The sequence below is a fragment of the Xanthomonas cucurbitae genome, from assembly GCF_002939885.1.
Taxonomy (GTDB): domain Bacteria; phylum Pseudomonadota; class Gammaproteobacteria; order Xanthomonadales; family Xanthomonadaceae; genus Xanthomonas; species Xanthomonas cucurbitae.
The window spans coordinates 62,020-86,159 of sequence record NZ_MDED01000001.1 but is presented as its reverse complement, the minus strand read 5'-3'; the positions used below and the strand labels follow the sequence as shown (position 1 = coordinate 86,159).

Sequence of the window (24,140 nt, the reverse complement as noted above, 5' to 3'; positions counted from 1 at the left end):
CCGCGTTCCATGCCGTGCCTGGCGGCCGTGCACGGTGCGCAGGCAGCCAGGCGAGTGCACCCTCGCGAGGCGTGCGTGCGCCGTGTTGCCTGCACCGCGTGCGCCAGTTGGCTGCGAGCGGCGTTGCATGAGCCTGCATGTCGCCCAGCTCAACCTGGTCGTCACCCCGGACGGTGCAAGCGTGGAAGAAGTATTCGCGCAGTGGCCCTCGCTGGCCGACATCGCCGAGGCGGTGGCCAGTGCCGGCGTGCGCGTCACCGTGATCCAGGCCTCCCGGCGCGCGCAGCAATGCGTGCGCGGCGGCGTGCATTACCACTTTCTCGATCTGGGTGCGCGTGGCAGCAAGGTGCGCGCCGAAACCCTGGCAACGCTGCTGCGGCAGATCGACTGCGACGTCATCCATGTGCATGGGCTGGAATTTGCCACCGATGCACAGCGGCTGGCACGGCTGCTGCCGACGCCGCCGATCCTGCTGCAGGACCATGCCAATCGACCACCGCGCTGGTGGAGCCGATGGCTGTGGCGTGGCCGGTACCGCGCCGTGGCCGGTATCGCGTTTACGTCGTTGGCGCTGGCGCATCCGTTCCAGCGCGCGCGGCTGTTTCGTGCAGACACGCCGCTATTTGCGATTCCCGAATCCAGTAGCCGCTTCACGGCTGGCGAGCGGCTGGCGGCGCGCGCGCATACGCAGCTGCATGGCGAGCCCTGCGTGCTGTGGGTCGGGCACCTGAGCCCGGCCAAGGATCCGCTGTGCGTGCTGGAGGCGTTCGCCACCGTCGTGCGCCAGTTGCCCGACGCGCGGCTCTGGTGCGTATTCGACCAGGCACCCTTGCTGGAGCAGGTCCGCCAGCGTCTGCGCGAGGATCCGCTGCTGGCCGGTCGCGTTCACCTGCTCGGCAAGGTCGCGCATGCGCAGGTGCAGGAACTGATGCGTGCCAGCGATCTGTTCGTGTCTGCCAGCCACACCGAAAGCTGTGGCTACGCCGCCCTGGAAGCCTATGCCTGTGGCACGCTGCCCTTGCTCACCGATATCCCGGCCTTTCGCGCGCTCAGCGATACCGGCGCGATGGGCGAGCTGTGGCCGGTGGGCGATGCGCAGGCGTTGGCGAGCCTGTTGTTGCGGGTCGCGCGGCAACCGCCCAGGCGGGTGCAGGTCCGCGCGCATTTCGATGCGCGTCTGTCATTTGTGGCTGTGGGGCAACGCTGGGCACAGGCGTATGCACGGTTGCTGCAGCGCGTGCCCGGCGATCGCGCATGAAGCTGGCCCTGGTGGTGCCCGGTGGCGTGGACCGCAGCGGCGACCGGCGAGTGATCCCGGTGATATTGACGCTCATCGAAGGCTTGGCGCGCCACCATGAGGTGCACGTGTTCGTCCTGCACCAGGAGCCCTTGCCGGCCAGCTGGATGTTGCGGGGCGCCACCATCCACAACATTGGCGAGCAGCGCACGCGGTGGCGGGCGATCACCGCCATCGGCCGTGAACATGGGCGCGCGCCATTCGATGTGATCCAGGCGATCTTCTCCGGCTACTGCAGCCTGGTGGCGGTGGCTGCCGCCACGTTGCTGCGTCGGCCCAGCATGGTGCACATCGCCGGTGGCGAACTGGTGGCGCTGCATGCCATCGGCTATGGCGGCCGTCGCAAGTGGCGCGGACGCGCGCGCGAGGCGCTGACCCTGCGCATGGCCGACTGTGTGACGGCGGCCAGTGCGCCCATCATCGCCTCGCTGCAGGCGCTGGGCATTGGCGCACAGCGGGTGCCGCTGGGTGTGGATCTGCGCGCATGGCCGGTGGCGCCACCGCGCGCGCGCGCCGGCGGTGTCGCGCGGCTGTTGCACGTCGCCAGCCTCAACCCGGTCAAGGACCAGGCCACGTTGCTGCAGGCAATGGCCGCGCTCAATCGCGCCGGGGTGGCCTTCACGCTGGACATGGTGGGTGTCGACACCCTGGATGGCGCGATCCAGCGGCTGGTGCAGCAGCTGGGCCTGCAGCAACAGGTACGCTTCTTGGGGTTCAAGACGCAGCGGGAGCTGCGCCCGCTCATGCTGGCGGCCGATCTGCTGGTGCATTCGTCGCTGCACGAAGCCGGGCCGATGGTGCTGCTGGAGGCGGCGGTCGCCGGCGTGCCGACGGTCGGCACCGGCGTCGGGCATCTGCTGGAATGGGCTCCGGTCGCGGCACTGGCGGTGCCGCCGGGCGACTGGGCCGGCATGGCCGAGGCGATCCGTCAGGTCATCGCCGACGACGAGTTGCGCCTGCGCCTGGCCTGGGCAGCGCAATGCCGGGCGGTACGCGAGGATGCCGGCTTCACCACGCATGCGTTCGAACGACTCTATCGGCAGCTGTGCGAGCGGCGTCCGCTGCGCTGAGTGCGCGAACTGCTGTCACCCTGCCGCTGATCGACGATTCGTCCCCGTCATTCCCGGTCATCCTTTGCAGCGCAGCATGCGCAAGGGATGCGCCGATGCCGCAGGCCGCACCCCGCGCGGTACGGCAGGAAGCACGGCGCCCGCGCTGGAAGATGTGCGGCGGCCAGGCAGCGATGGCCCGGCAGGTTTCGTGCGCTGTCCCGTGCCAGGCGTTACGCCGGCCGCAGATACCCCGTCAGCGCCGCGCGAACCACGTAGAGCATGTCGGTGCGCGGTACCGGCCGTGTCAGGCGCGTCATCAGGCGGCGCGCCTGGGTCTGGCGCACCCACGGTTGATCCTGCAGCCACAACTGGGTCTGCAACATGTCCGCGCGCTCCTTGCGGCTTTCGGCCGATGGCGCGACACGTTGACGCAGATACTGCCGCGCCTCGGCCAGCGAGCCGCACCAGGCGATGCCCGGCAGCGCGGACAGCCACAGGTTGGAGCACGATGCGGCGGTGAGCGTCTGGCGGTCTGCACGCAGCCGCAGCAGGCGTGGGCAGTGTGCGTGCAGGCGCATCATCACTTCCGCGGGCACCACGGCGCGGTAGTAACGCTGCAGCAGCAACAGCGGTGGCAACGCCCACCACGGTGTCACGGCAGGATCTTCCCACAGCTGTTCCCAGTCGCGTGGTCCCATGCGTGTGGCCAGCAGTGCAAGGTCGTGCAGATGCATCAGCCGGATACTGCGGTGGCAGATGCCGCCGGCGGCATGCAATAGCAGATGGCACATCAGCGCGCCGATGCTGGGATAGGAGTTCAGGCCCGGCTGCGGGTGCTCGGGCTGGATATGTGCAGTGATATCCACGCTGTGCACCGGCAGGCGTTCCTGGATGCGGGTGTGCAGTTCGATGTTGATCGGTGCGTCGCGGTGCTCACCCAGGCCGGCGACCGCACCGCCGCCCACCGGCGTGAACACCTGGTGCTTCCACTGTTCGAATGCGTTCACGTAGCCGAGCGCGCACAGCAGTTCGGCGGCCGCCGGCGCATCGTCCGGGGCCACCAGCAAATCGATATCGGCCATCGGGCGGTCGCCGGGCAGGTACACCCCCAGCCGATGCAGCGCGGTGCCTTTCAAGCCTACCAGCGCGATGCCTGCGCTACGCGCGGCACTGTCGATGCGGGTCAGCAGCAGCGCGATGCGCCGATGCCGGTCTTCGACATGGCGGCGTTGTTCGCTCAGGAAGTCGGTCCAGTCGGCGTCCTGCCATAGCGAGCGTCGCTGCAACAGCGGCGAGACGCCATGCGCAGCGGCGGCGGCGGCGGCCAGCTGCCATTGCAAGCGATCCCAGCGTGGCGCGTCGCCGCCGGGTTGCGCCAGCTCGTGCGCGAGCCGTTCGGTGGTGGTGCGCAGACCATGTTTGATGGCGCGGAGGGAAGGCTGCATGGGGGTGTCCCGACGAATCGAAGAGGGGTGACAAGGCTGCTGCGAGATGCCTGGCTGGGCTGGATCTGTGCGCCGGTTGCCGGGCGCCGGTTACGCGCGCCCGGCATGCTCAGCCGACCAGCACGGTCGTCAGCTGTCGCGGCGGTCGCGTGGCTGGGCTGACCAGCGGCTCGGTGCGGTGCAGGTGTTCGGAGGCGATCAACGCAGACCAGCGCGCTTCCAACTGCTCGCAGGCCTGCGCAAGCGCATCGGCGCTCATGCGCGCGCGTGCCTGCTGCAGATCGACCTGGGTGTGCAACAGGTCGCGCACGCTGCGGTAGAACTCCGAGTCGTAGGCACCATGGAACATCATCGCCAGGTCGTCGCTGTCCTGCCAGTGCGTCTTGCCGCCCAGTTGATTCTTCACCTCTTGGTAAAATTTGGTGCCGGGCAGGGGATAGGAGACGCTGACGCCGATGATGTCCGGGTTGGCCTGCGTCACCAACGCGCGCGTGGCCAGGATGTCGTCCAGCTCCTCGCCCAGATAGCCCAGCTGGATGAAGAAGCCCACGCGGATACCGTGCGCCCCCAGTCGTTGGCGTGCCGCGATCACCTCGGCCACCTCGGTCCCCTTGGTCATCTTGTCCAGGATGCGCTGGCTGCCGCTTTCCGCGCCGATCCAGGCTTCGGCGCACCCGGCGCGTGCCAGGGCCGCCGCCATGCGGTCGCTGGCCAGGTCGGCACGGGTCTGGATGGTGAACGGGATGACGCCATCGGCGTCGTCCAGCCGTTGCGCGAAGGTCTCCACCCAGTCGATATGGAAGCCGAAGATGTCGTCGGCCATCCACAGATGATCCGGCTGGAAACTGCGCTTGAGGTGGATCACCTCGGCCGCCACGTCCTCGGCACCGCGACGGGCATAGTGGTTGCCCCAGATCGGCTTGGCGCACCAGTTGCAGCGGAACGGGCAGCCGCGCGAGGCGGCCATGTTGAGGCTGAAGTAGCCGTGCCGTTCCTTCCAGAACTGCCGGTAGCGCGCCATATCCACCAGATCCCAGGCCGGCAGCCCGCTCAGGCGCGCGTCCGGTGGTTGCGCGCCGGGATGCGTGCGCGCCTCGCCGGGCTGGCTGGTGGCGATGCGCGGTACGTCTGCCAGCCAGGTGGGAACTTCCAGTTGCGGGTCGGCCTCGAGGCGCTCGATCAACGTCAGCAACGGTGCGATGCCTTCGCCGATCAGCACCGCATGCGCGCCTGCGGCCAGGAAGACGTCCGGATTGTCGGATGCATCGGAACCGGCCACCAGCACCCGGCAGCCAGCTGCGCGCGCCTGAGCGATCATGCGGCAGGCCGCCTCGCGCATCCGGCTCAGGCACATCTTGGTGAGGAAGTTGAAATTGTCCTCGTAGAACACCACCAGCTCCGGCTGCGCAGCGTGCAGCGCACCGGTGTAGTCCTGCACATCGTCGGCCAGCATGGCGTCGAACAGGCTCAGGACATGCCCGCGTTCGCGCAGCAATGCCGCGATCTGCAAGGTGGCCAGCGGGGGGTACGGCTTGCCGCGTTCCCATTGTTTGGGGTCGTAACGCAGGAAATACGAATGACTGACCTGGATCTTTAGCATCTGCACAAGGCTCTCGTTCTGTCGCCGGGTGGCGCGCAACGGCGGCGTGCGCAGACACCGGCATTCGGCTCGGCAGTAGGTGCGCCTGTAGGTGTTTTTGGTTGCGCTGTCGCGATGCGCACGGTGGTGCCTGTCCATCGCGTGCAGTGATGCAACCTTTGCGCGCGCAATCGGCACACACCGGCTGATTGGTGCAATGGATGACAGGCATGCCGCAGTCGGCTGCGATGGCGCAATACCCGCCGCTGGGCGAGCGTGCAGGCGACACCGCGCCAGTCGCCGTGGCGGCGGACCCGTTCGGCGAGCAACGCTCGCGCGCTTTGAGTGTGCAGCGGCAGATCCTCGGTGCGCTGTTCCACTTTCATAGCGACAGCCCGGCACTGCTGGCCCTGGTCGATGCCGCCTATGCCGGCTTGCCGGCGCACCATCTGCCCGGTGCGCCGCAGTTCCATCTCACCCTGGACCTGGTGCTGCGGGCGTCGGGCAATGTGGCCGCCGAGCCGCCGCCGGTGCGCACGCACGCGGTGGGTGGGCTGGTCTGTGGCGTGATGGATGCCTGCAACCATCTGATGCTGTCGATCTCGGAGCGCCGCGCCATGCTGGTGGTCTCCGAGGACATGCTGGCGCATGCGTATCATGTGCGCTACGAGCTGATCGAGTTTGCGGTATTCCTGCTGGCCGCGCGTGGCACGGGGCTGGTGCCGCTGCATGGCGCCTGCGTGGGCCGACGCGGCCGCAGCGTGCTGTTGCTCGGCGCCAGCGGCGCGGGCAAATCCACGCTGGCGTTGCACAGCCTGCTGCACGGGCTGGAGTTCATCGCCGAAGATGGTGTCTTCGTGGCACCGGACAGCCTGCTGACCACCGGTGTTGCCAACTTCCTGCATCTGCGGCCCGAGGCGTTGGGTCTGGTCGATGCGCAAACGCATGCATGGGTTCGCGCGTCACCGACCATTCGTCGCCGCAGTGGCGTGGAAAAGTTCGAAGTCGACATCCGTCATGGCCATGCCACGCTGGCACCCACGCCCTTGCAGCTGTGTGCCGTGGTGATGCTGTCCAAGTTGCCGGCCAGCACTTCGGCCAACGCGCTGGTGCCGGTGCCGGCTGCGCAGATCGCCGAGTGCCTGCAGCGCGATCAGCCTTATGCCGCCGGCCAGCCGGGGTGGCAACGCTTTGTGGCCCAGGTGCAGCGCATCGGCATGTTCACCCTGCACCGCGGCCCGCATCCGCAAGCCTCGCTGGATGCCTTGCTGCAGGTGCTGCGATGAGGCCGCCAGGCAACCGGCAGCATGCGCGTGTCGGCACAGGCGATGTGAGCGGTTGATGGATCCGGACGCACGCAAGCGGATGCGGGTGGTGCTGCACAGCTTCGTCCAGACGCTGGTGCCGGCGGACCGGCCGGCCGTCGCGGCGTATGTGGTGTTGTCGCTGGCGGCCGCCTTCGTCGGCAGCATCGTGGCGGTGTGCCTGTTGCCGCTGGTGCAACCCGGGCACAGCGTGCAGCTGGCCGGCTATCGGCTGGCCTTGCCAGGTGGCCTGCCGATGCAGGCCGGGCTGTTCGTGGTCGTCAGCGTGCTGTTCGCGCTGCTGCGTTGGTACGGCGCGCGGCTGGCTGCGCGGTTGACCAGCCGCTACGCGATCGGCTTGCGCCACCGCGTCCACGCCGCGCTGATGGATGCGCCGCTACCGGCCTTGTCGGGCGCCAGTTCGGCGGAGATCGCCAATGTGCTGACCTACAACATCGAAATTGCAACGCAGGGCTTCAGTGCGGTGTTGCAACTGCTGGTGGCCGGCATCACTGCACTGGTCAGCGTGTGCGTGGCGGTCTTGATCGTGCCTGAGCTGCTGCTTGCGACACCGCTGCTTGTACTGCTGGCCTGGCTGGGCCTGCGCATCTCCAGCAGCGATGCGCAGGCGCGCATCAGCCGTGGCTACGTGGCCGACATGACCCAGCTGTTCTGGTTGAGCGAGGACTTTCCGCGCCGTCTGCGCCATGTGCGATCGTTTCAGCGCGAAGCAGTGGAAACCCGGCAGTACGAGCGCATGTCTACCCGCCTGGGGCAAGGCTACGCGCAGCAGCAGGAACTGGTGGCGGCCAGCCGGATGGTGCTGGAGCTGACTGCCGTGGCGGCCATCGCCGGCATTCTGGTGCTCGCCAACCTGTGGCAGGGTGCCGACCGCGCGGCGCTCATCACGGTCAGTCTGTTGCTCGGCCGCCTGCTGCCGTATCTGATTACCACGCGGCAAAGCGTGCAGCAGTTGCGATCGGCCTGGCCGGCCCTGCAGTTGTGGCGGCGTTACGTGGATCTGGGCACGGCGGGCACGCATGCGCCCGACGAGGAAGCCACACGACTGCCGGCCGTTCTGCACCTGGAGCGCATCGATCTGGCACCGCCGCTGCCCGCGCTGGCGATCGACGGCTTGCTGCTGGTGGCAGGGCAAATGACCTTGGTGGTAGGCCCATCGGGCATCGGCAAGAGCAGTCTGATGGATGTCCTGTCCGGGCAAACGCCGCCGCTGCTGTTCGAAGCGCACATGAGCGGGCGCCGGCTGGACTTTGCGGCGTATCGAAAGCTGATCCGCCATAGCGCCTACGTCAGCCAGGCGGTGCGGCCCTGGCAACGCAGCGTGCGCGATTGCCTGGACTGGGCGCTGCCGGGGACGTCCGATGCCCGCATGTGGGACGTGTTGTGCGATGTCGGGCTGAGCGCACGGCTGCAACGCGAAGGGCAGGGGCTGGAGACTGTCATCCATGGCCCGGAGGGCCGCCTGTCCGGCGGTGAATTGCAACGCCTGCTGCTGGCGCAGGTATTGCTACGCGCCCCGACCCTGGCGGTGCTGGACGAGGCAACCAGCGCCCTGGATGCAGAGGCCGAACAGCAGGTCCTGGTAACGCTGCGGCAGCGGTTGCCGCAGACCGCCTTGGTGGTGGTGTCGCACCGTACCAGCCTGGCCGCCGTGGCTGATCGCACGGTTGCGCTGGGTCATGCGCCCGGCGTGCCGCCCCAGGGCAAGGCCGCAGTGGCGGCAACGCGCTGCGGCGCATGAATCGCGCCGGCTTAGCGCACGGTGGTCACCCGGCGATTTCCTCCAGCGCTCGATTGCGCGTCTGTGGCCCGAACACCGCGATCACGCTCGCCACGATCGACAGGCTGATGGCAATGAAGGTCAGCACGCCATGGCTGCCGACCTGCGCCAGCAGCCAGCCGATCAGCACGCTGCTCACGGCTGTGGACAAGCGGCTGAACGAATAGCAGAACCCCACTGCGCGCGCGCGCAGCCCGGTGGGAAACAGCTCGGCCTGGTAGCCGTGATAGGCAAAACTCATCCAGGCATTGCAGAACGCGATCATCGCCCCGCACATCACCATGCCAACGGCCTGGTGTTGCAGCGAAAACAGCACGCCGAACAGCACCGCGCCCAGCGCCGAGGCGGTGATCTGCCATTTGTTTTCCCAGCGCTGCGCAAAGCGCAGCAACAAGAGGGGGGCCAGTGGGTAAGCCAGCGAGATCGCGAACGAATAGGCCAGACTCTTGGTCACCCCGGTGCCCTGCGCGGCGATCAGGGCCGGCAACCAGTTGCCGAAGCCGAAGAAGCCGATCGCCTGGAAGACATGAAAGACCACCAGCATGCCGATGCGACCCCGGTACGGCGGGCGCCACAGCAACGATGCCTGCGCCGGGCTGGCGGACACGATGGTGGCCGGCTCCGGCTCAGCCAGCGGCCGACCAAGGTCGCGCGCGCAACGCGCCTCCAATTGCGCCAGCACTGCGTCTGCTTCCGCGTGGCGGCCGCGGGTGACCAGCCAGCGTGCCGATTCCGGCAGCCGATTGCGCAGCCACCAGATTGCCAGTGCGAAGACACCGCTCAGCAAGACCACCCAGCGCCAACCGCTCACGCCCAGCGGCGCATGTGGCACCAACAGCCAGGCGGTCAGGGCCACCGCCGGCACCGCCAGGAACTGCACGAAGAACGCAAACGCGAACGCCGCGCTGCGCATGTGCCGCGGCACCAGTTCGGACAGATAGGTGTCGATGGTCACCAGTTCGATGCCCAACCCGATGCCAACCACGAAGCGCAGCACGATCACACCGGTGGCCGTGTCCTGCAGTCCCATCATCACCGTGGCGGCGGTGTACCAGACCAGCGCGAAGGTGAACACCGGACGACGACCGAAGCGGTCTGCGAACGGACTCAGCAGCGCGGCGCCGACGAATAGCCCGAGAAAGGTAGCGGCGGCAAACGCGGCCTGGTCGGGCATGCCGAACGCACCATCGGCGCCCTGGGCAAAGATACCGTCGGCGATCAGCCCCGGGCTGATATAGGCGGTCTGGAACAGGTCGTACAGCTCGAAAAAGCCGCCCAATGCCAACAGGCCGACCAGCCGCCACACGCTGGCGCTGGCAGGCAGGCGATCGATGCGCGCGCCAATCCGTGCAACGTCGGCACCTTGCGCGGAGACAGTAGGAGAGACCATGGTCGTACCGGGCAGCCAAGTGAACGCCAGCATAGCCAGCGGCGGCATGCGGCCCGGCCGGTGCTTCGTCGGCTGCTCGATGGGTTCGTAACGCCGTGCGTGTGGACCAGGTGCCTGCGCTGGAAAGGGGCCGCAGACGCATTGGACGCCCGCCCGTGCATGGCCGAGGCCGCTGCTTTACCGACCCGGTGTTCGATGGCTGGAATGCTGTAATCCTGCGCGGCGGCGGCAAGGCGACTGGCAAAGCCACCGGTCAGCCCCATCTCTGGCACATCCACTTTGATTCGGAGTCATTCCATGACCCCCATTTCCGTGCTCGATCTGGCGCCGGTCTGCGAAGGCAGCGACACCACCCACGCCTTTGCCAACATGCTGGATCTGGCGCAGCACGCCGAGCGTTGGGGCTACCAGCGCTACTGGTTGGCCGAACATCACAACATGCCGGGCATCGCCAGCGCCGCCACTGCGGTGCTGATCGGCCATGTGGCCGGCGGCACCAAGACCATTCGCGTCGGTGCAGGCGGCATCATGCTGCCCAACCACGCACCGCTGCAGGTGGCCGAACAGTTCGGCACGCTGGCCTCGCTGTATCCGCAGCGTATCGACCTGGGCCTAGGGCGCGCGCCCGGCACCGACCAGCCCACTGCGCGCGCGCTGCGTCGTTATTTCGACAGCGCCGACCAGTTCCCGCAGGACGTGGCCGAGTTGCTGCGCTACTTCGCGCCGGCCGTGCCGGGGCAGCTGGTGCAGGCCGTCCCCGGTGCCGGCCTCGACGTGCCGGTGTGGCTGCTGGGCTCGAGCCTGTTCAGTGCACGGCTGGCGGCGGCCATGGGCTTGTCGTTCGCCTTCGCCTCGCATTTCGCTCCCGATGCGATGGAGGAAGCGGTGGCGATCTACCGCCGCGAATTCCGCCCGTCCGCGCAGTTGTCCAAGCCGCATGTCATGCTGGCCTTGAACGTGGTGGCCGCCGAAACACAGGCGCAGGCACGCCGGCTGTTCACCACCCAGCAGCAGAGCTTCGTCAATCTGCGGCGCGGCACGCCGGGCAAGATTCCAGCGCCGATCGACGATATCGACAGTTTCTGGCAGCCGCACGAGCGTGCCGGTGTGGAACGCGCGCTTGCGTGCACGGTGCTGGGCGACGCCGAGCAGGTGGCGCAGGGCGTGGCGGCCTTCATCGAGCGGCATGCGCCCGATGAGTTGCTGTTCACCGCCAACATCTACGAGCACCGCGCACGTTTGCGTTCGTTCGAAATTGCCGCCGCCGCGATGCGCGAGCTGGACGTGACCACGGCGTGATTCACGTCGCTTTGCACGGCAATCCGCTCAGATGCGTGCATATCCATTGGGAAGGCACGCATGCAACTTCACGAACGCAGCGAGAGCATCAAGCAGTTGGCCGAATTGATCCGCGGGGTGGACATCGCCATGTTCACCACCGTCTCGGCCGACGGCAAGTTAGTGAGCCGCCCGCTGGGCACGCAGGAAGTCGAGTTCGACGGTGACCTGTGGTTCGCCACCGCTGCCGACAGCCCGAAGGTGGCGGAAATCGCCGCCGACCCGCGTGTCAACGTGGCCTACGCCTCGGCATCGAAGAACACCTATGTGTCGGTGGCCGGCACTGCGCAGCTGGTACACGACCGCGCCAAGATCGAGCAACTGTGGTCGCCGACGATGAAGGTGTTCTTCCCCGGCGGCAAGGACGATCCGAACCTGCGCCTGATCCATGTGCGCGCCGAGTCGGCGGAGTATTGGGATGGCCCGAGTGGACTGCTCGGCAAGGCGTTGTATTTCGTCATGACCGCCGTGACCGACGACCCCGGTAGCCTGTCCGACAACCGCGTGGTCGATCTGAAGTAAAGCCCCAATGGGCCACTGGTTGTCAGCCCCTCTGCCTGCGGGAGAGGGGTTGGGGTGAGGGTACGGGACTGCTGCAAGCTACAAACGCCTGCGCTTCAAGACTGGCCAGTCCTGACGCAATGACCTACACGCCCGGCCGTCGGCCCGGCGTACAGCTCAGCACCGGGTAACCCCGACACTCGCAGCGCCAAGGAACGCGTAAGCAAAGACGCTACGACTACGCGCCCTGTCCGGCTTTACCGCCAGGCCACCGGCCACCAACCGCGAATCAGGTCCACCAGCTGATCCGAGGTCACGCCGAACACCGCCACCGAGATCAGCGCCGCCGCCCAGGCAGCCAGCAGCAAGGCGCCGTCGCGTTCCAGCAACGCCAGCGCGAACAACAGCAGGATCAGCCCGAAAAGATAGTTGGTGAACGGGATCGGCAAGGTCAGCAGGATGCCCACCAGCACCAGCAGCAGGCCGGTGAACATCTGTGCCGGCATCCGGTCCAGCACCCCATGCAGGCGTGGCTTGAGCAGGCGGTCTAGCCGCCGCAGGGTGGGCGCGAGTTTGGCGACGAAGCGCTGGCTGGTGCGCCGCCGCGGCCCGCGTTCGCCGATGAAGGCCGGCACCCACGGCTTGCGCAGGCAGCACATCGTCTGTAGCCCGATCAGTACCGTCAGTGGGCCGCTGATGCCGCCGGCCACGCCGGGAATGGGAATGAACGCAGGCAGGATCGCCAGGAACAGAAACACGCCAAACGCGCTCTGCTGCAGGTCGGCCAGGATTTCGCGCACACGCAGCACCTGTTCCGGGTCGCCATCGCTGAAGGCCGCCAACAGGCTGCGAATGCCCTCGTTGCGATACCGCATCTGCTGCTGGTCCGCGTCCCCGGGCGGCGGCCCGCCCTCAGCCGACGATGTCATCGCTGTCCTCGTCGCCGATCCGGCTCAGCAACAGCTTGTCCACGCGCGCGCCGTCCAGGTCCACGATCTCGATGCGCCAGCCGGCCCAGTCGAAGAACTCGCCGGCCTGCGGAATCCGCCCGAAGTAGTAGATGCACAGCCCGGCCAGCGTGTGGTAATCGCCATCTTCGGCGTCCGGCAACTCGGCGCCCAGCACTTCGCGCAGCTCTTCCACCGGCAGCGAGCCGTCGATCAGCAGCGAGCCATCGGCGCGGGTCACCACCAACGCATCCTCGTCGGTGTTTTCCACCGCCTGCAGGCGGCCGACCACCGCGCCCATCAGGTCGCTGATGGTCACCAGGCCACGGATCTCGCCGTATTCGTCCACCACCAGCGCCATCGACTGCTGTTCTTCGCGGAAGATCTCCAGCAGCTTCATCGCATGCGTGGATTCGGACACGAACAAAGTGTCGCGCAGCGCCTGGAACAGGTGCGCGCCGTGGCCATCCATGCGGGTGACCAGCGACTTCACCTCCAGCACGCCGGCGATGTCCTGGTCGCTGCCGCGATACACCGGATACCGCGAGAATTCGTGTTCGCGCATGACCGCCAGGTTGCGTTCCGGCTCGGCGTTGGCATCCAGCCAGGCGATGCGGTTACGTGGCGTCATCAGGCTGTCGGCGGTGCGGTCGCCCAGCCGCATCACGCGGTTCATCATGTCGCGCTCGTGCGCGTCGATCACCCCGGCCTCGTGGCTTTCGGCCACCAGCATGCGGATCTCTTCTTCGGTCACCGAGGCCGATTCGTCCTTGCCCATGCCCAGCAGGCGCAGTACCAGCCGGGTGGAGCGCGCCAACACCCACACCCCGGGCGCAGCAATCTTGGCCAGCCAGGCCATCGGCACCGCGACGAAGCCTGCGATGTCCTCGGAATTGCGCAGCGCCAGCCGCTTGGGCACCAGTTCGCCGAAAATCAGCGTCAGGAAGGTAATCAGCGCCACCGCCAGGGTGCTGCCGATCACCACCGAATATGGGCGTGGCTTGCCGACCAGCTCAAAGGTGGCCGATAACGCCGGGAACAGCCCCTGCAGCCAGTTGCTGATCGCCTCGCCGATCGCCTCGCCACCGAACACGCCGGTCAGGATGCCGATCAAGGTGATGCCGATCTGCACCGTGGACAGAAAATTCTCGGGGCTCTCTGCCAGCGCCAATGCCCGCGCCGCGCGCTTGCTGGAGCCGGCCATCTGCTTCAGGCGGCTCTTGCGCGAGGTCATCAGCGACATCTCCGACATGGCGAAGAAGCCGTTCAACACGATCAGGGCGATGACGATCAAAAACTCAACCACGGGCACAGTCCCCGGTCAGTGAAGAGGAGGGCGGGGGTGCACGGCGATGGCCGGCGCGCGCTGGGGCGGGGCGGCAAGCGGGGGGATTAGGGTCGTCGTCCATAGGGTGCGCCTGTCGAGGCGCGGGGGCATGGTAGCAAACCACAGGGTGGTTGGCGCCGGGAAATGCCGGTGTGAAGGCGCTCGGCGGCATCGAGATACCCAGACAGGTCATGGAACGGTCATAATTCGCCCTTGGTGCCGTCCTCCCTCGACGGCAGGAAGTTCTCCACCCATGTTCTCGTTGCAGACCATCTTCGGTTCCGGCAAGCAGTTCTATTCGCTCCTGAACGAAGCGGCGCAGGCCGCCTACGACAGCACCAAGGCCTTGCACGCCATGATGCGCGAGTCCGACCGGCAGCCCGCGCTGGACGCCTTCAAGCTCGCCCGCCTGCGCGAACGCGCGGCCTCCGACAAGATCGGCCAGGCCCTGGTAGACAGCTTCATGACCCCGATCGAGCGCGAAGACATCGAAGCGCTGGGTTCGGCGCTGTACAAGATTCCCAAGCAGGTCGAAAAGTTCGCCGATCGCTATTCGCTGGCGACCAAGCACCTGGAACACATCGATTTCGCCCCGCGCGCAGCGATGCTGGAGCAGGCGGCCGCGGTGGTGGTGGAGATGGTCGACGAGCTGCCGCGCATGAACATCGATCGCATGACCGCGCTCAACGACAAGCTGCGCATGCTCGAGAACGAAGCCGACCGGCTGATGCTGGAGCTGTACCGCGACATCTATTCCGGCCGGCTGGACACCCTGCAGATGTTCCTGCTCAAGGAGTTCTTCGAGATCCTGGAAAAAGCCATCGACCGTTGCCGCGAGGCAGGGGTGGTGGTGTACCAGATCGTGTTGAAGAACAGCTGAGGCCGCCGCGTGCTTACCCTTGTCCTGGTGGTGATCCTGGCCGCGTTGGTGTTCGAGTTCATCAACGGCTTCCACGACACCGCCAACTCCATCGCCACCGTGGTCGCCACCAAGGTGCTCTCGCCGGGCTGGGCGGTGATGCTGGCCGCTGGCATGAACCTGATCGGCGCCCTCACCGGCACGGCGGTGGCGCTGACCATCGCCTCGGGGCTGCTCAACACCAACGTGGTGGATGTCACTCCACAGGTGATCCTGTGCGCGCTGTTGGGCGGCATCATCTGGAACCTCATCACCTGGTGGAAAGGCTTGCCGTCCTCGTCCTCGCATGCCCTGATCGGTGGCCTGTGCGGCGCCGGGCTGGCCGCTGCGCACAACAACTGGGATGCGTTGATCTGGTCGGAGAACATCGGCAACTGGGCCAAGAACAAGGGCCTGTTGTGGAAGGTGTTCGTGCCGATGATTACCTCGCCGATCGCCGGTTTCCTGCTCGGCATCGTGGTGATGGTGCTGCTGTGGGCGATCATCGCCGGCATGTCCAGGCTGGGCGGCCCGATCGGGCGGCTGGCACGGCCGCGCTGGGTCAACGCCTTCTTCGGCAAGGCACAGATCGCTTCGGCTGCATACATGGGCTACGCGCACGGCCATAACGATGCGCAGAAGACCATGGGCATCATCGCCATGACCCTGATCGGCGCGCAGTCGGCCGGTGCGCTGGACAATCTGCCCAGCTGGCTGGCCTTCCTGCATCCGGGCACCGGCCTGGCGGCCGGCGACGGCATCCCGATGTGGATCGTGTTGACCTGCGCGGTGGTGATGGCCGCCGGTACCGCGTCCGGCGGCTGGAAGATCATCAAGACGCTCGGCCACAAGATGGTCAAACTGCATCCCATCCATGGCTTCGCCGCCGAAACCAGCTCGGCCACCGTGCTGACCATGGCGGCGCATTTCGGCATGCCGGTGTCCACCACCCACAGCATCTCCACTGCCATCATGGGTGTGGGCTTTGCCAAGAATCCGCGCTCGCTGCGCCTGGGCGTGATCGAGCGCATCGTCTGGGCGTGGATCCTCACCATTCCCGCTGCCGGCGGCGTGGCGTACCTGATCCTGCGTGCCTTCGAGCTGTTCGGCTGGACCTGAGTGGTGTCGCGGTGCGGTCATGCGCCGCGATCACCCTGTGGCGATATCTGGTGTAGACCCTGCGTGTGGGCGGGACAGCCGGCGCGCTTTGAGCGAGACCCTTCTTGATGATGCTGGCATTGGTATGCGTGTTGTTCGGGCTCGGCTGGTGGATCGATCGCCGCGGCCTCAGGCGGTTTTCCCGCGCGCTGGGCGCGATTGCACTGGTGCTGGTGTTGGCGGTGGGCTGCGGTCCGCTGCCATCGTGGATGCTGCAACACCTGCAGCGCACCGGAGTCAACGATTTCAATGACTGGGGTGCGCGCAACGTCATTGTGCTGCTCGGCGCCGGTACGGTGCGGCCGGAGGGCAGGGATGCGGTGGCCGAGGCCAATCTGTTCGCCTATGGCCGCATCGTCGAGGCGGCGCGGCTGTACCAGCAGTGCCGCCACGGCGGTGGCGACTGCAAGATCGAGATCAGTGGCGGCGATGCGCGCGGCCTGGGCCTATCGGAGGCGGTGGTGTACCAGCGCGTGCTGATCGGGCTGGGGATCGACCGCGCGGACCTCATCATGGAGCCGTCCAGTATGAACACCTGGCAGAACGCCCAGTTCAGTCAACCGCTGCTGCGCGCGTATCGGCCCGATCGCATCGTGCTGGTGTCCTCGGCCACCCATTTGCGTCGCGCCGCGCTGTACTTCCGCCACTTCGGCATCGATGCGGTTCCGGTACGCGCCGATTGGCTGACCGCCTCGTGGTCGATCCTGCCGCAGAGCTACAACTTCACCCTGGCCGATGTGGCCCTGCACGAGTACCTGGGCATCGCGCGCTATCAGCTTTACCAATGGCTGGGCTGGAACGTGAAGGCGAGCGAGCCTGGTGCGTTGTGATTCGGGATTGGGGATTCGTAACGGCTGGTGCGTCGTGATGCGTCGCCAGCCGCGTGTGCGGCCGGCGATGGCTACGCTCAGCGCGTTTCGTACATCGCCTTGACGTCGTTGCGGAACGCGGCCTGGCTGGCTGCGCGGCTGTAGAACATATGGCCACCCGGATACTCGCGCACCTGCACGCGTGTGGGATCGCTGCCCATGACCGGCATCTGGTCCACGGTGAGCACCGAACCCATGAACGGGCAGGAGAGATCGTTCCATCCATGCGCGATCAGCACGCGCAGCTGGGGGTCGATCGCCACCGACTGGCGCAACTGGGTGACCGCGCCCTTGCGTTGTTCGTCTTCCCAATTCCACAAGGCATTGATGTCGTAATTGAGGGCTTGATAGCGCGCATCGATCTTCCAGCCGACCACGCGGGTGACGAAGTCCACCATCGCGGTGGTGGTCGGGGCAATGACACTATCCAGCAACGGGTCGTTGGCGCGCTGCGCCGGGTCGTTGGGGAACGGATCGAACGCGGTCACGTTGGAATCGTAGCGGCTGCCCAGCTCGCCCTTGTCGCGAAACACCTCGCGCAGATACGCCTGGGTTTCCAGCCTGCCACCGGAGCGGCGCACATAGGCTGGATCCAGTCCGGTCATGCGCGTGACCTGTTGCAGCATGGCCTCGGTGGCCTGTGGATCGGTACGGCCCTTCATCAGCGTCACCGCGTAGTCACCGCGCGTGTAGTCGATGACCTGGTGCATTGCGCTGTCACTGAGCTGACCCTGACGCTCCAGGTGTGCAGCAGCGATCGAGGGCAGCGTCAGCATCCACGCCAGCGGCGAGACATCGCCGTTGTCGTCCAGCGTCGGATTCAGATACGGCGAGACCAGCACCACGCCATTCATCGCCACGCCCAGGCGGGTCTGCAGAAAGTGGGTGATGCGCGGGCCGCGGAAGCCGCCATAGCTTTCGCCGACCAGATACTTGCGCGTCTGCAGGCGGCGATTCTTGAGCAGCCAGTCGTAGATCACGCGCGAGAGGTATTCCACATCCGCCTGCGGGTTGTAAAACTGCTTCTTGGCCGCGTCGTCACCGATCAGCGCGCGGCTGAAGCCGGTGCCGACCGGGTCGATGAACACCAGGTCGGTGAAATCCAGCCAGGTGCCCGGGTTGTCACGCAAGGTGGCCGGTGCGGAGGCGCTGTTGCCTTCGGCACCGAACCCGACCACCTTCGGTCCGATCGCACCCAGATTCAAATACACCGACGCCGCGCCCGGACCGCCATTCAATGCAAAGGTCACCGGGCGATCCTTGCCATCCACGGTGTAGGCGGTAAAGACCACCTCGCCGGTGGTCTTGCCCTGTGCATCGCGTACCGGCAGCGTGCCGACGGTGGCGGTGTAATTCAGCGTCCGGCCGGCCACACGCGTGCTCTGGCGCACGCTGGCATCGGCCGGCAACGGCGCAGGCCTGGACGCCGATGCATCGGGTTTCGCCTCGCTGTTGGAGTCGCTTTTACGATCGTCTTTATCTGGCGCGGACGCCAGCGCCGCCCCGCTAAGCAGGACGCAGGCCAGCAGGCTGGCGCGGAGAAAGAAGGGCATGGGTGTCGACGCCGGAACAGGGGAGTGCTGATGCTAGTCCACGGCAGAGCCTGGTCAATGTGCAGAAAGGCAGGGGTGTCGCGTGCAACGAGGTGGTAAGCGAGGCGGATTTCTGCGATCCGCTGAAGTGAGTGCCGACCGACAGTACGTCCTTCTCCCTCTCGGGACGTTGTCCTCCTTTATGGAGGAGAAGGTGCCCCGCGGGGGCGGATGAGGGGATGGGCGAAGCCTCGTGCTCCCCACTTCACGAGTGGCTACGCCCGTCCCCTCACCCCAACCCCCGCTCCGCGCCCCGGCCAGCGCTCGCAGCGCGGGCGCTCCAAGGCACGCGCGCCAGTGGCGCGCAACCCGTGCCTTCTCGCCCCATTGGGGGAAGGGCTTTTGCTACTCGGGCGTTTAAAACTTCCGGTGTCCTCAAACTTCCAACGAAGCTAGATCGCCCTTGCTCTCCAGCCACTGCTTGCGGTCGCCCGCGCGCTTCTTGGCCAGCAGCATGTCCATCAGCGAACGGGTCTGCTCGCCATCGTCGATGGTCAGCTGCACCAGCCGGCGCGTATCCGGGTGGATGGTGGATTCGCGCAGCTGCTGCGGGTTCATCTCGCCCAGGCCCTTGAAGCGGGTGACGCTGATCTGGCCCTTCATTTTTTCGCGCGCGATCTTGTCCAGCAGCGTGGTCTTTTCTTCTTCGTCCAGCGCGTAGAACACCTGCTTGCCCACGTCCACGCGGAACAGCGGCGGCATCGCCACGAACACGTGGCCGGCCGCCACCAGGGCGGGGAAATGCTGCAGGAACAGCGCGGTCAGCAGCGTGGCGATATGCAGGCCATCGGAGTCGGCGTCGGCCAGGATCACCACCTTGCCGTAGCGCAGCCCGGTAATGTCGTCCTTGCCCGGATCGCAGCCGATCGCGATCGCCAGGTTGTGCACTTCCTCCGAGGCCAGCACGCTGCCTGAGGCCACTTCCCAGGTGTTGAGGATCTTGCCGCGCAGCGGCAGGATCGCCTGGAAGTCCTTGTCGCGCGCCTGCTTGGCCGAGCCGCCGGCCGAATCGCCTTCCACCAGGAACAGCTCGGTGCGCGACAGGTCCTGGCTGATGCAGTCGGCCAGCTTGCCGGGCAGGGCCGGGCCCTGGGTGACCTTCTTGCGGACGATCTGCTTTTCGGTCTTCAGGCGCGCACTGGCGCGGTCGATGGCGATCTGCGCGATCTTCTCGCCGATCTCCACGTTCTGGTTGAGATACAGGCTGAAGGCATCGTGTGCGGCGCCTTCGATGAAGCCGGCGGCCTGGCGCGAGGACAGCCGCTCCTTGGTCTGCCCGGAGAACTGCGGGTCGGTCATCTTCAGGCTGAGCACGAAAGTGACCCGGTCCCACACATCTTCCGGCGCCAGCTTGACTCCGCGCGGCAGCAGGTTGCGGAAGTCGCAGAACTCGCGCAGCGCATCGGTCAGGCCCGAACGCAGGCCGTTGACGTGGGTGCCGTGCTGCGCGGTGGGAATCAGGTTGACGTAGCTTTCCTGCACCAGCTCGCCTTCCGGCACCCAGGCTGCGGCCCAGTCGACGATCTCGGTGTCCTTCTTCAGGCTGCCCACGAACAGCTCGGCCGGCAGCAACTCGTGCTGGGCCATCTCGCCCTTGAGGTAGTCACGCAGACCGTTCTCGAAATACCAGCTGTCCTGCTCGCCGGTGGCCTCGTCATGCAGCTTGACGGTCAGGCCGGGGCACAGCACGGCCTTGGCGCGCAACAGGTGGCGCAGTGCGCGCACATTGAATTTGGGCGTATCGAAATACTTCGGGTCGGCCCAGAAGCGCAGCCGCGTGCCGGTGTTCTTCTTGCCGACGGTGCCGACCACTTCGAGCTTGGAGGCGGCGTTGCCATCGCGGAACTCCATGCGGTGCTCGCTGCCTTCGCGCTTGATGAACAGCTCGACCTTGGTCGAGAGCGCATTGACCACGCTCACGCCCACGCCGTGCAGGCCGCCGGAGAAGGTGTAGTTACGGTTGTTGAACTTGCCGCCGGCATGCAGGCGGGTCAGGATCAGTTCCACGCCCGGAATCTTCTCTTCCGGATGGATGTCCACCGGCATGCCGCGGCCGTCGTCGGACACCTCGCAGCTGCCATCCTTGTACAGGGTGACTTCGACCTGCCTGGCGTGGCCAGCGAGCGCCTCGTCGACGGAGTTGTCGATGACTTCCTGCGCCAGATGGTTCGGGCGCGCGGTGTCGGTGTACATGCCCGGGCGGCGTTTGACCGGGTCCAGGCCCGACAGCACTTCAATATCGGCGGCGTTATAACGGGTGTTCATGCATCTCGTTGGCACGTGAAACGACGCGCAAGTGTGCGGGCTGGGGCGACTTTTTGCACGTGGCAGGCGTTCAGTGCAGGGCTGGGTGCGCGTGGCTACCCTGGCGTTGGTTTCGGAGCCGAACGTCCCCACCTTAGGGATGTGACCGAACCGGAGGACACCATGAAGTTCAAACAGATGCTGATGCTCACCCTGGGTGCGGCCGCCGTGGCGGCATTGCCCGCGCTGGCCCAGGCCGCCCCGCAGCAGACCGGGCAGGGCGCTACCGCGCAAAAGGCCGACGACGCCAAGGCCAAGACCGAAGCCGAGCGCAAGGCCGAGCGCCGCGCCGCCGCCGCCGCGCAGAAGCCCAAGGCCGACAGCGCCCCGCGCGAGGAAGAAGAAGAGGAAAAGCCGGCGCCCTGATCCACGCGCACCGGCACCTTGCACCATCGACGCCCCGGCTCAGGCCGGGGCGTCTGCATTTGCGGTTGTTTGTCGCTGCTCCAGCCGCGCGGGATGACCTGGTCATCACGCAACCCTTGGGCATTCGCCCGTCACCCGTTAAACTATGGCTTTCCGGGAGGCCTTGAGCCCCATGACTCCCCTGATTTTCGTAACAGGCGGTGTAGTGTCCTCGCTAGGCAAGGGCATCGCCGCTGCTTCGCTTGCGTCCATTCTCGAAGCGCGTGGCCTGAAGGTCACGATGATGAAGCTTGACCCTTACATCAACGTGGACCCGGGCACGATGAGCCCGTTCCAGCATGGCGAGGTCTACGTCACCGACGACGGTGCCGAAACCGACCTGGACCTGGGCCACTACGAGCGCTACGTGCGCACGCGGCTGTCGCGCAAGAACTCGGTCACCACGGGCCGGATCTACGAGAACGTGATCCGCAAGGAGCGTCGCGGCGACTACCTGGGTGCCACCGTGCAGGTGATTCCGCATATCACCGACGAGATCCGCCGTTGCATCGACGAGGCCACGGCTGGCTTCGACGTGGCGTTGATCGAGATCGGCGGCACCGTCGGCGACATCGAATCGCTGCCGTTCCTGGAGGCCATCCGCCAGGTGCGTACCGAGCGCGGCGCCGAGAAGGCCATGTTCATGCATCTCACCCTGGTGCCGTATATCGCGGCGGCCGGTGAGCTGAAGACCAAGCCGACCCAGCATTCGGTTAAGGAGCTGCGCTCGATCGGTATCCAGCCTGACGTGCTGCTGTGCCGTTCCGAACAGGCCGTGCCGGATTCGGAGCGTCGCAAGATCGCGCTGTTCACCAACGTGTCCGAGCGCGCGGTCATCAGCTGCCCGGACATCGACGTGCTGTATGGCATGCCGCTGGAACTGCTGCGCCAGGGCCTGGACGAGCTGGTCATCGACCAGTTCAAGCTGCACGACAAGGTGGCCGCGGCCGATCTATCCGAATGGACGGCGGTGGTGGATGCGGTCAAGCACCCGCTGGATGAGGTCACCATTGCAGTGGTCGGCAAGTACGTCGATCACCAGGACGCCTACAAGTCGGTGGCCGAAGCGCTGCGTCACGGCGGCTTGCGCCAGCGCACCAAGGTCAACCTGAAGTGGCTGGAAGCCCAAGACCTGGAAGGCAGCGACATGGCCGCCCTGCAGGACATCGACGGCATCCTGGTGCCGGGTGGATTCGGCGACCGCGGCTTCGAAGGCAAGGTGCTGACCTCCAGGTTTGCGCGTGAGCACAAGGTGCCGTACTTCGGCATCTGCTATGGCATGCAGGCCGCAGTGGTGGACTATGCCCGCCACGTTGCCGCGCTGGACGCCGCCAATAGCACGGAGAATGATCGCCAGTCGCCGCATCCGGTGATCGGCCTGATTACCGAGTGGCGCACCGCCAGTGGCGAAGTCGAGAAGCGCGACGAAAAGTCGGATCTGGGCGGCACCATGCGCCTTGGCCTGCAGGAGCAACGGCTGAAGCCGGGTACGCTGGCGCGCGAGGTCTACGGCAAGGACGTGGTGGCCGAGCGTCACCGTCATCGCTATGAGTTCAACAACCGCTACCGCACCCAGCTGGAAGATGCCGGCCTGGTGATTTCCGGCAAGTCGATGGACGACACGCTGGTGGAAGTGGTGGAACTGCCGCGCGACACGCATCCGTGGTTCCTGGCCTGCCAGGCGCACCCGGAGTTCCTGTCCACCCCGCGCGACGGGCATCCACTGTTCATTGGCTTCGTGCGAGCCGCGCGCGAGAAGAAGGCGGGCGGCAAGCTGCTCAAGGAAGCGCGTGCGTGAGCAGTCCCTTCTCCCCTTGGGACCTCGGTCCCCTTTATGGGGAGAAGGTGCCCTGAAGGGGCGGATGAGGGTGCGCCGCAACGCACTGGAAGATGGCAGCCATGACGAACGCGTCGCTACGCGCCAGCCAGGGCAAACCATTTTGCTTCAGCAGTACTTCGCACCCTCACCCCTACCCCTCTCCCGGCGGGAGAGGGGCTTTAATCAACAGGTGATCTGATGAAACTGTGTGACTTCGAAGTCGGCCTCGACCAGCCGTTGTTCCTGATTGCCGGCCCCTGCGTGATCGAGTCGATGCAGCTGCAGCTCGATGTCGCCGGCAAGCTCAAGGAGATCACCGGCAAGCTGGGGATCAACTTCATCTTCAAGTCGAGCTTCGACAAGGCCAACCGGACCTCCGGCACCAGCTTCCGTGGCCCCGGCCTGGAAGAAGGCCTGAAGGTGCTGGCCGAGGTGAAGCGGCAGATTGGCGTGCCGGTGCTCACCGACGTGCACGAATACACCCCGATGAACGAAGTGGCCGCCGTGGTCGATGTGCTGCAGACCCCGGCGTTTCTGGTACGCCAGACCGACTTCATCAAGAACGTCTGCGCGGCCGGCAAGCCGGTGAACATCAAGAAGGGCCAGTTCCTGGCGCCGTGGGACATGAAGCCGGTGGTGGACAAGGCCAAGTCCACCGGCAACGAACAGATCATGGTCTGCGAGCGTGGCGCCTCGTTCGGCTACAACAACCTGGTCAGCGACATGCGCTCGTTGAGCGTGATGCGCGACACCGGCTGCCCGGTGGTGTTCGACGCCACCCATTCGGTGCAGTTGCCGGGCGGGCAGGGCAGCAGCTCCGGTGGCCAGCGCGAATTTGTGCCGGTGCTTGCGCGCGCGGCGGTGGCAGTCGGTATCTCCGGCCTGTTTGCCGAAACCCATCCGGATCCGTCCAAGGCGCTGTCCGATGGACCCAATGCGTGGCCGCTGGACAAGATGGAAGCCTTGCTTGAGACGCTGCTTGCACTGGATACCATCACCAAGCGCAACGGCTTCCTCGAACACGGTGTCTGATCGCCCTGGCATTTGGCAAGCCGGCATCCTGCGGCGATAATCCGGCAGCTTGTTTCCGGTGTACTTCCCCCCTTACTGGTAA

Annotated in this window: 19 protein-coding genes; 12 read left to right on the top strand and 7 right to left on the bottom strand. The window is 66.3% G+C overall.

The genetic code is table 11. The features are described from left to right. Positions 1 to 127 precede the first annotated feature (127 nt). Both XcuCFBP2542_RS00390 and XcuCFBP2542_RS00385 read left to right on the top strand, forming a co-directional pair. Positions 128 to 1,258: a glycosyltransferase family 4 protein gene (locus tag XcuCFBP2542_RS00390; protein WP_104601661.1), complete on the top strand. Its 1,131-nt coding sequence runs from the start codon at positions 128 to 130 to the stop codon at positions 1,256 to 1,258. After that, the gene (locus tag XcuCFBP2542_RS00385; protein ID WP_104601660.1) at positions 1,255 to 2,367 is read left to right on the top strand and encodes a glycosyltransferase family 4 protein; all 1,113 of its coding nucleotides are present in this window, start codon (positions 1,255 to 1,257) and stop codon (positions 2,365 to 2,367) included. Before XcuCFBP2542_RS00390 ends, XcuCFBP2542_RS00385 begins: the two co-directional genes overlap by 4 nt. 212 nt (positions 2,368 to 2,579) lie before the next feature. Here the strand turns inward: XcuCFBP2542_RS00385 and XcuCFBP2542_RS00380 are convergent, their stop codons facing one another. Then, positions 2,580 to 3,794 carry a nucleotidyltransferase family protein gene (locus tag XcuCFBP2542_RS00380; protein WP_104601659.1) on the bottom strand — a complete coding sequence of 405 codons (1,215 nt, stop codon included), beginning with the start codon at positions 3,792 to 3,794 and terminating at the stop codon, positions 2,580 to 2,582. 109 nt (positions 3,795 to 3,903) lie between these two features. Next, positions 3,904 to 5,394: a B12-binding domain-containing radical SAM protein gene (locus XcuCFBP2542_RS00375; protein WP_167526999.1), complete on the bottom strand. Its 1,491-nt coding sequence runs from the start codon at positions 5,392 to 5,394 to the stop codon at positions 3,904 to 3,906. 209 nt (positions 5,395 to 5,603) lie between these two features. Here XcuCFBP2542_RS00375 and XcuCFBP2542_RS00370 point away from each other — a divergent pair, with 209 nt between their 5' ends. Continuing rightward, on the top strand, positions 5,604 to 6,659 hold the full coding sequence (locus XcuCFBP2542_RS00370) for a phosphoenolpyruvate carboxykinase (ATP) (protein WP_104601803.1): 1,056 nt from the start codon (positions 5,604 to 5,606) through the stop codon (positions 6,657 to 6,659). 55 nt (positions 6,660 to 6,714) lie between these two features. Further along, entirely contained in the window at positions 6,715 to 8,439 is a 1,725-nt protein-coding gene (locus tag XcuCFBP2542_RS00365; RefSeq protein ID WP_104601658.1) for an ATP-binding cassette domain-containing protein, read from the top strand. A gap of 25 nt (positions 8,440 to 8,464) precedes the next feature. Here the strand turns inward: XcuCFBP2542_RS00365 and XcuCFBP2542_RS00360 are convergent, their stop codons facing one another. Further along, positions 8,465 to 9,868, bottom strand: a complete 1,404-nt coding sequence (locus XcuCFBP2542_RS00360; RefSeq protein ID WP_104601801.1) for an MFS transporter — start codon at positions 9,866 to 9,868, stop codon at positions 8,465 to 8,467. A 297-nt stretch (positions 9,869 to 10,165) separates the two neighbouring features. On the opposite strand from XcuCFBP2542_RS00360, the gene XcuCFBP2542_RS00355 reads away from it, so the two are divergent. Further along, positions 10,166 to 11,167, top strand: a complete 1,002-nt coding sequence (locus XcuCFBP2542_RS00355; protein ID WP_104601657.1) for an LLM class flavin-dependent oxidoreductase — start codon at positions 10,166 to 10,168, stop codon at positions 11,165 to 11,167. 60 nt (positions 11,168 to 11,227) lie between these two features. Continuing rightward, complete coding sequence (locus tag XcuCFBP2542_RS00350) at positions 11,228 to 11,728, top strand: pyridoxamine 5'-phosphate oxidase family protein (RefSeq protein ID WP_104601656.1); 501 nt, start codon at positions 11,228 to 11,230, stop codon at positions 11,726 to 11,728. 236 nt (positions 11,729 to 11,964) lie between these two features. Here XcuCFBP2542_RS00350 and XcuCFBP2542_RS00345 read toward each other — a convergent pair whose 3' ends face one another. Next, positions 11,965 to 12,636: an exopolysaccharide biosynthesis protein gene (locus XcuCFBP2542_RS00345; protein ID WP_167526859.1), complete on the bottom strand. Its 672-nt coding sequence runs from the start codon at positions 12,634 to 12,636 to the stop codon at positions 11,965 to 11,967. Next, positions 12,620 to 13,960, bottom strand: a complete 1,341-nt coding sequence (locus XcuCFBP2542_RS00340; protein ID WP_104601800.1) for a hemolysin family protein — start codon at positions 13,958 to 13,960, stop codon at positions 12,620 to 12,622. Before XcuCFBP2542_RS00340 ends, XcuCFBP2542_RS00345 begins: the two co-directional genes overlap by 17 nt. A 274-nt stretch (positions 13,961 to 14,234) precedes the next feature. On the opposite strand from XcuCFBP2542_RS00340, the gene XcuCFBP2542_RS00330 reads away from it, so the two are divergent. From XcuCFBP2542_RS00330 to XcuCFBP2542_RS00320, 3 genes are all read left to right on the top strand, one after another. Then, positions 14,235 to 14,861: a DUF47 domain-containing protein gene (locus XcuCFBP2542_RS00330; protein WP_104588294.1), complete on the top strand. Its 627-nt coding sequence runs from the start codon at positions 14,235 to 14,237 to the stop codon at positions 14,859 to 14,861. A gap of 9 nt (positions 14,862 to 14,870) precedes the next feature. After that, complete coding sequence (locus XcuCFBP2542_RS00325) at positions 14,871 to 15,998, top strand: inorganic phosphate transporter (protein WP_064508361.1); 1,128 nt, start codon at positions 14,871 to 14,873, stop codon at positions 15,996 to 15,998. Positions 15,999 to 16,105: 107 nt separating this feature from the next. After that, positions 16,106 to 16,867: a YdcF family protein gene (locus XcuCFBP2542_RS00320; RefSeq protein WP_104601654.1), complete on the top strand. Its 762-nt coding sequence runs from the start codon at positions 16,106 to 16,108 to the stop codon at positions 16,865 to 16,867. 77 nt (positions 16,868 to 16,944) lie between these two features. Here XcuCFBP2542_RS00320 and XcuCFBP2542_RS00315 read toward each other — a convergent pair whose 3' ends face one another. Both XcuCFBP2542_RS00315 and parE read right to left on the bottom strand, forming a co-directional pair. Further along, positions 16,945 to 18,459 (bottom strand): S10 family peptidase, encoded by a 1,515-nt coding sequence (locus XcuCFBP2542_RS00315; RefSeq protein ID WP_104601653.1) that lies wholly within the window; start codon positions 18,457 to 18,459, stop codon positions 16,945 to 16,947. 414 nt (positions 18,460 to 18,873) lie between these two features. Then, a complete protein-coding gene (parE, locus tag XcuCFBP2542_RS00310) occupies positions 18,874 to 20,763 on the bottom strand; it encodes a DNA topoisomerase IV subunit B (protein WP_104601652.1) in 1,890 nt (629 codons plus the stop codon). Positions 20,764 to 20,925: 162 nt separating this feature from the next. On the opposite strand from parE, the gene XcuCFBP2542_RS00305 reads away from it, so the two are divergent. The 3 genes from XcuCFBP2542_RS00305 to kdsA all read left to right on the top strand — a co-directional run bounded on the left by XcuCFBP2542_RS00305 (position 20,926) and on the right by kdsA (position 24,058). Next, a complete protein-coding gene (locus tag XcuCFBP2542_RS00305) occupies positions 20,926 to 21,168 on the top strand; it encodes a hypothetical protein (RefSeq protein ID WP_170066925.1) in 243 nt (80 codons plus the stop codon). A 172-nt stretch (positions 21,169 to 21,340) separates the two neighbouring features. After that, on the top strand, positions 21,341 to 23,005 hold the full coding sequence (gene pyrG, locus XcuCFBP2542_RS00300; protein WP_104601651.1) for a CTP synthase: 1,665 nt from the start codon (positions 21,341 to 21,343) through the stop codon (positions 23,003 to 23,005). A 219-nt stretch (positions 23,006 to 23,224) separates the two neighbouring features. Next, the gene (kdsA, locus tag XcuCFBP2542_RS00295; protein WP_104601650.1) at positions 23,225 to 24,058 is read left to right on the top strand and encodes a 3-deoxy-8-phosphooctulonate synthase; all 834 of its coding nucleotides are present in this window, start codon (positions 23,225 to 23,227) and stop codon (positions 24,056 to 24,058) included. The last annotated feature ends 82 nt before the right edge of the window (positions 24,059 to 24,140 follow it).

What these genes read in the sequence shown, in the direction of transcription:
- XcuCFBP2542_RS00390 (WP_104601661.1), top strand. Translation starts at nt 128, where the DNA reads ATGAGCCTGCATGTCGCCCAGCTCAACCTGGTCGTCACCCCGGACGGT.
- XcuCFBP2542_RS00385 (WP_104601660.1), top strand. Translation starts at nt 1,255, where the DNA reads ATGAAGCTGGCCCTGGTGGTGCCCGGTGGCGTGGACCGCAGCGGCGAC.
- XcuCFBP2542_RS00380 (WP_104601659.1), bottom strand. Translation starts at nt 3,794, where the DNA reads ATGCAGCCTTCCCTCCGCGCCATCAAACATGGTCTGCGCACCACCACC.
- XcuCFBP2542_RS00375 (WP_167526999.1), bottom strand. Translation starts at nt 5,394, where the DNA reads ATGCTAAAGATCCAGGTCAGTCATTCGTATTTCCTGCGTTACGACCCC.
- XcuCFBP2542_RS00370 (WP_104601803.1), top strand. Translation starts at nt 5,604, where the DNA reads ATGCCGCAGTCGGCTGCGATGGCGCAATACCCGCCGCTGGGCGAGCGT.
- XcuCFBP2542_RS00365 (WP_104601658.1), top strand. Translation starts at nt 6,715, where the DNA reads ATGGATCCGGACGCACGCAAGCGGATGCGGGTGGTGCTGCACAGCTTC.
- XcuCFBP2542_RS00360 (WP_104601801.1), bottom strand. Translation starts at nt 9,868, where the DNA reads ATGGTCTCTCCTACTGTCTCCGCGCAAGGTGCCGACGTTGCACGGATT.
- XcuCFBP2542_RS00355 (WP_104601657.1), top strand. Translation starts at nt 10,166, where the DNA reads ATGACCCCCATTTCCGTGCTCGATCTGGCGCCGGTCTGCGAAGGCAGC.
- XcuCFBP2542_RS00350 (WP_104601656.1), top strand. Translation starts at nt 11,228, where the DNA reads ATGCAACTTCACGAACGCAGCGAGAGCATCAAGCAGTTGGCCGAATTG.
- XcuCFBP2542_RS00345 (WP_167526859.1), bottom strand. Translation starts at nt 12,636, where the DNA reads ATGACATCGTCGGCTGAGGGCGGGCCGCCGCCCGGGGACGCGGACCAG.
- XcuCFBP2542_RS00330 (WP_104588294.1), top strand. Translation starts at nt 14,235, where the DNA reads ATGTTCTCGTTGCAGACCATCTTCGGTTCCGGCAAGCAGTTCTATTCG.
- XcuCFBP2542_RS00320 (WP_104601654.1), top strand. Translation starts at nt 16,106, where the DNA reads ATGATGCTGGCATTGGTATGCGTGTTGTTCGGGCTCGGCTGGTGGATC.
- XcuCFBP2542_RS00315 (WP_104601653.1), bottom strand. Translation starts at nt 18,459, where the DNA reads ATGCCCTTCTTTCTCCGCGCCAGCCTGCTGGCCTGCGTCCTGCTTAGC.
- parE (WP_104601652.1), bottom strand. Translation starts at nt 20,763, where the DNA reads ATGAACACCCGTTATAACGCCGCCGATATTGAAGTGCTGTCGGGCCTG.
- XcuCFBP2542_RS00305 (WP_170066925.1), top strand. Translation starts at nt 20,926, where the DNA reads ATGAAGTTCAAACAGATGCTGATGCTCACCCTGGGTGCGGCCGCCGTG.
- pyrG (WP_104601651.1), top strand. Translation starts at nt 21,341, where the DNA reads ATGACTCCCCTGATTTTCGTAACAGGCGGTGTAGTGTCCTCGCTAGGC.
- kdsA (WP_104601650.1), top strand. Translation starts at nt 23,225, where the DNA reads ATGAAACTGTGTGACTTCGAAGTCGGCCTCGACCAGCCGTTGTTCCTG.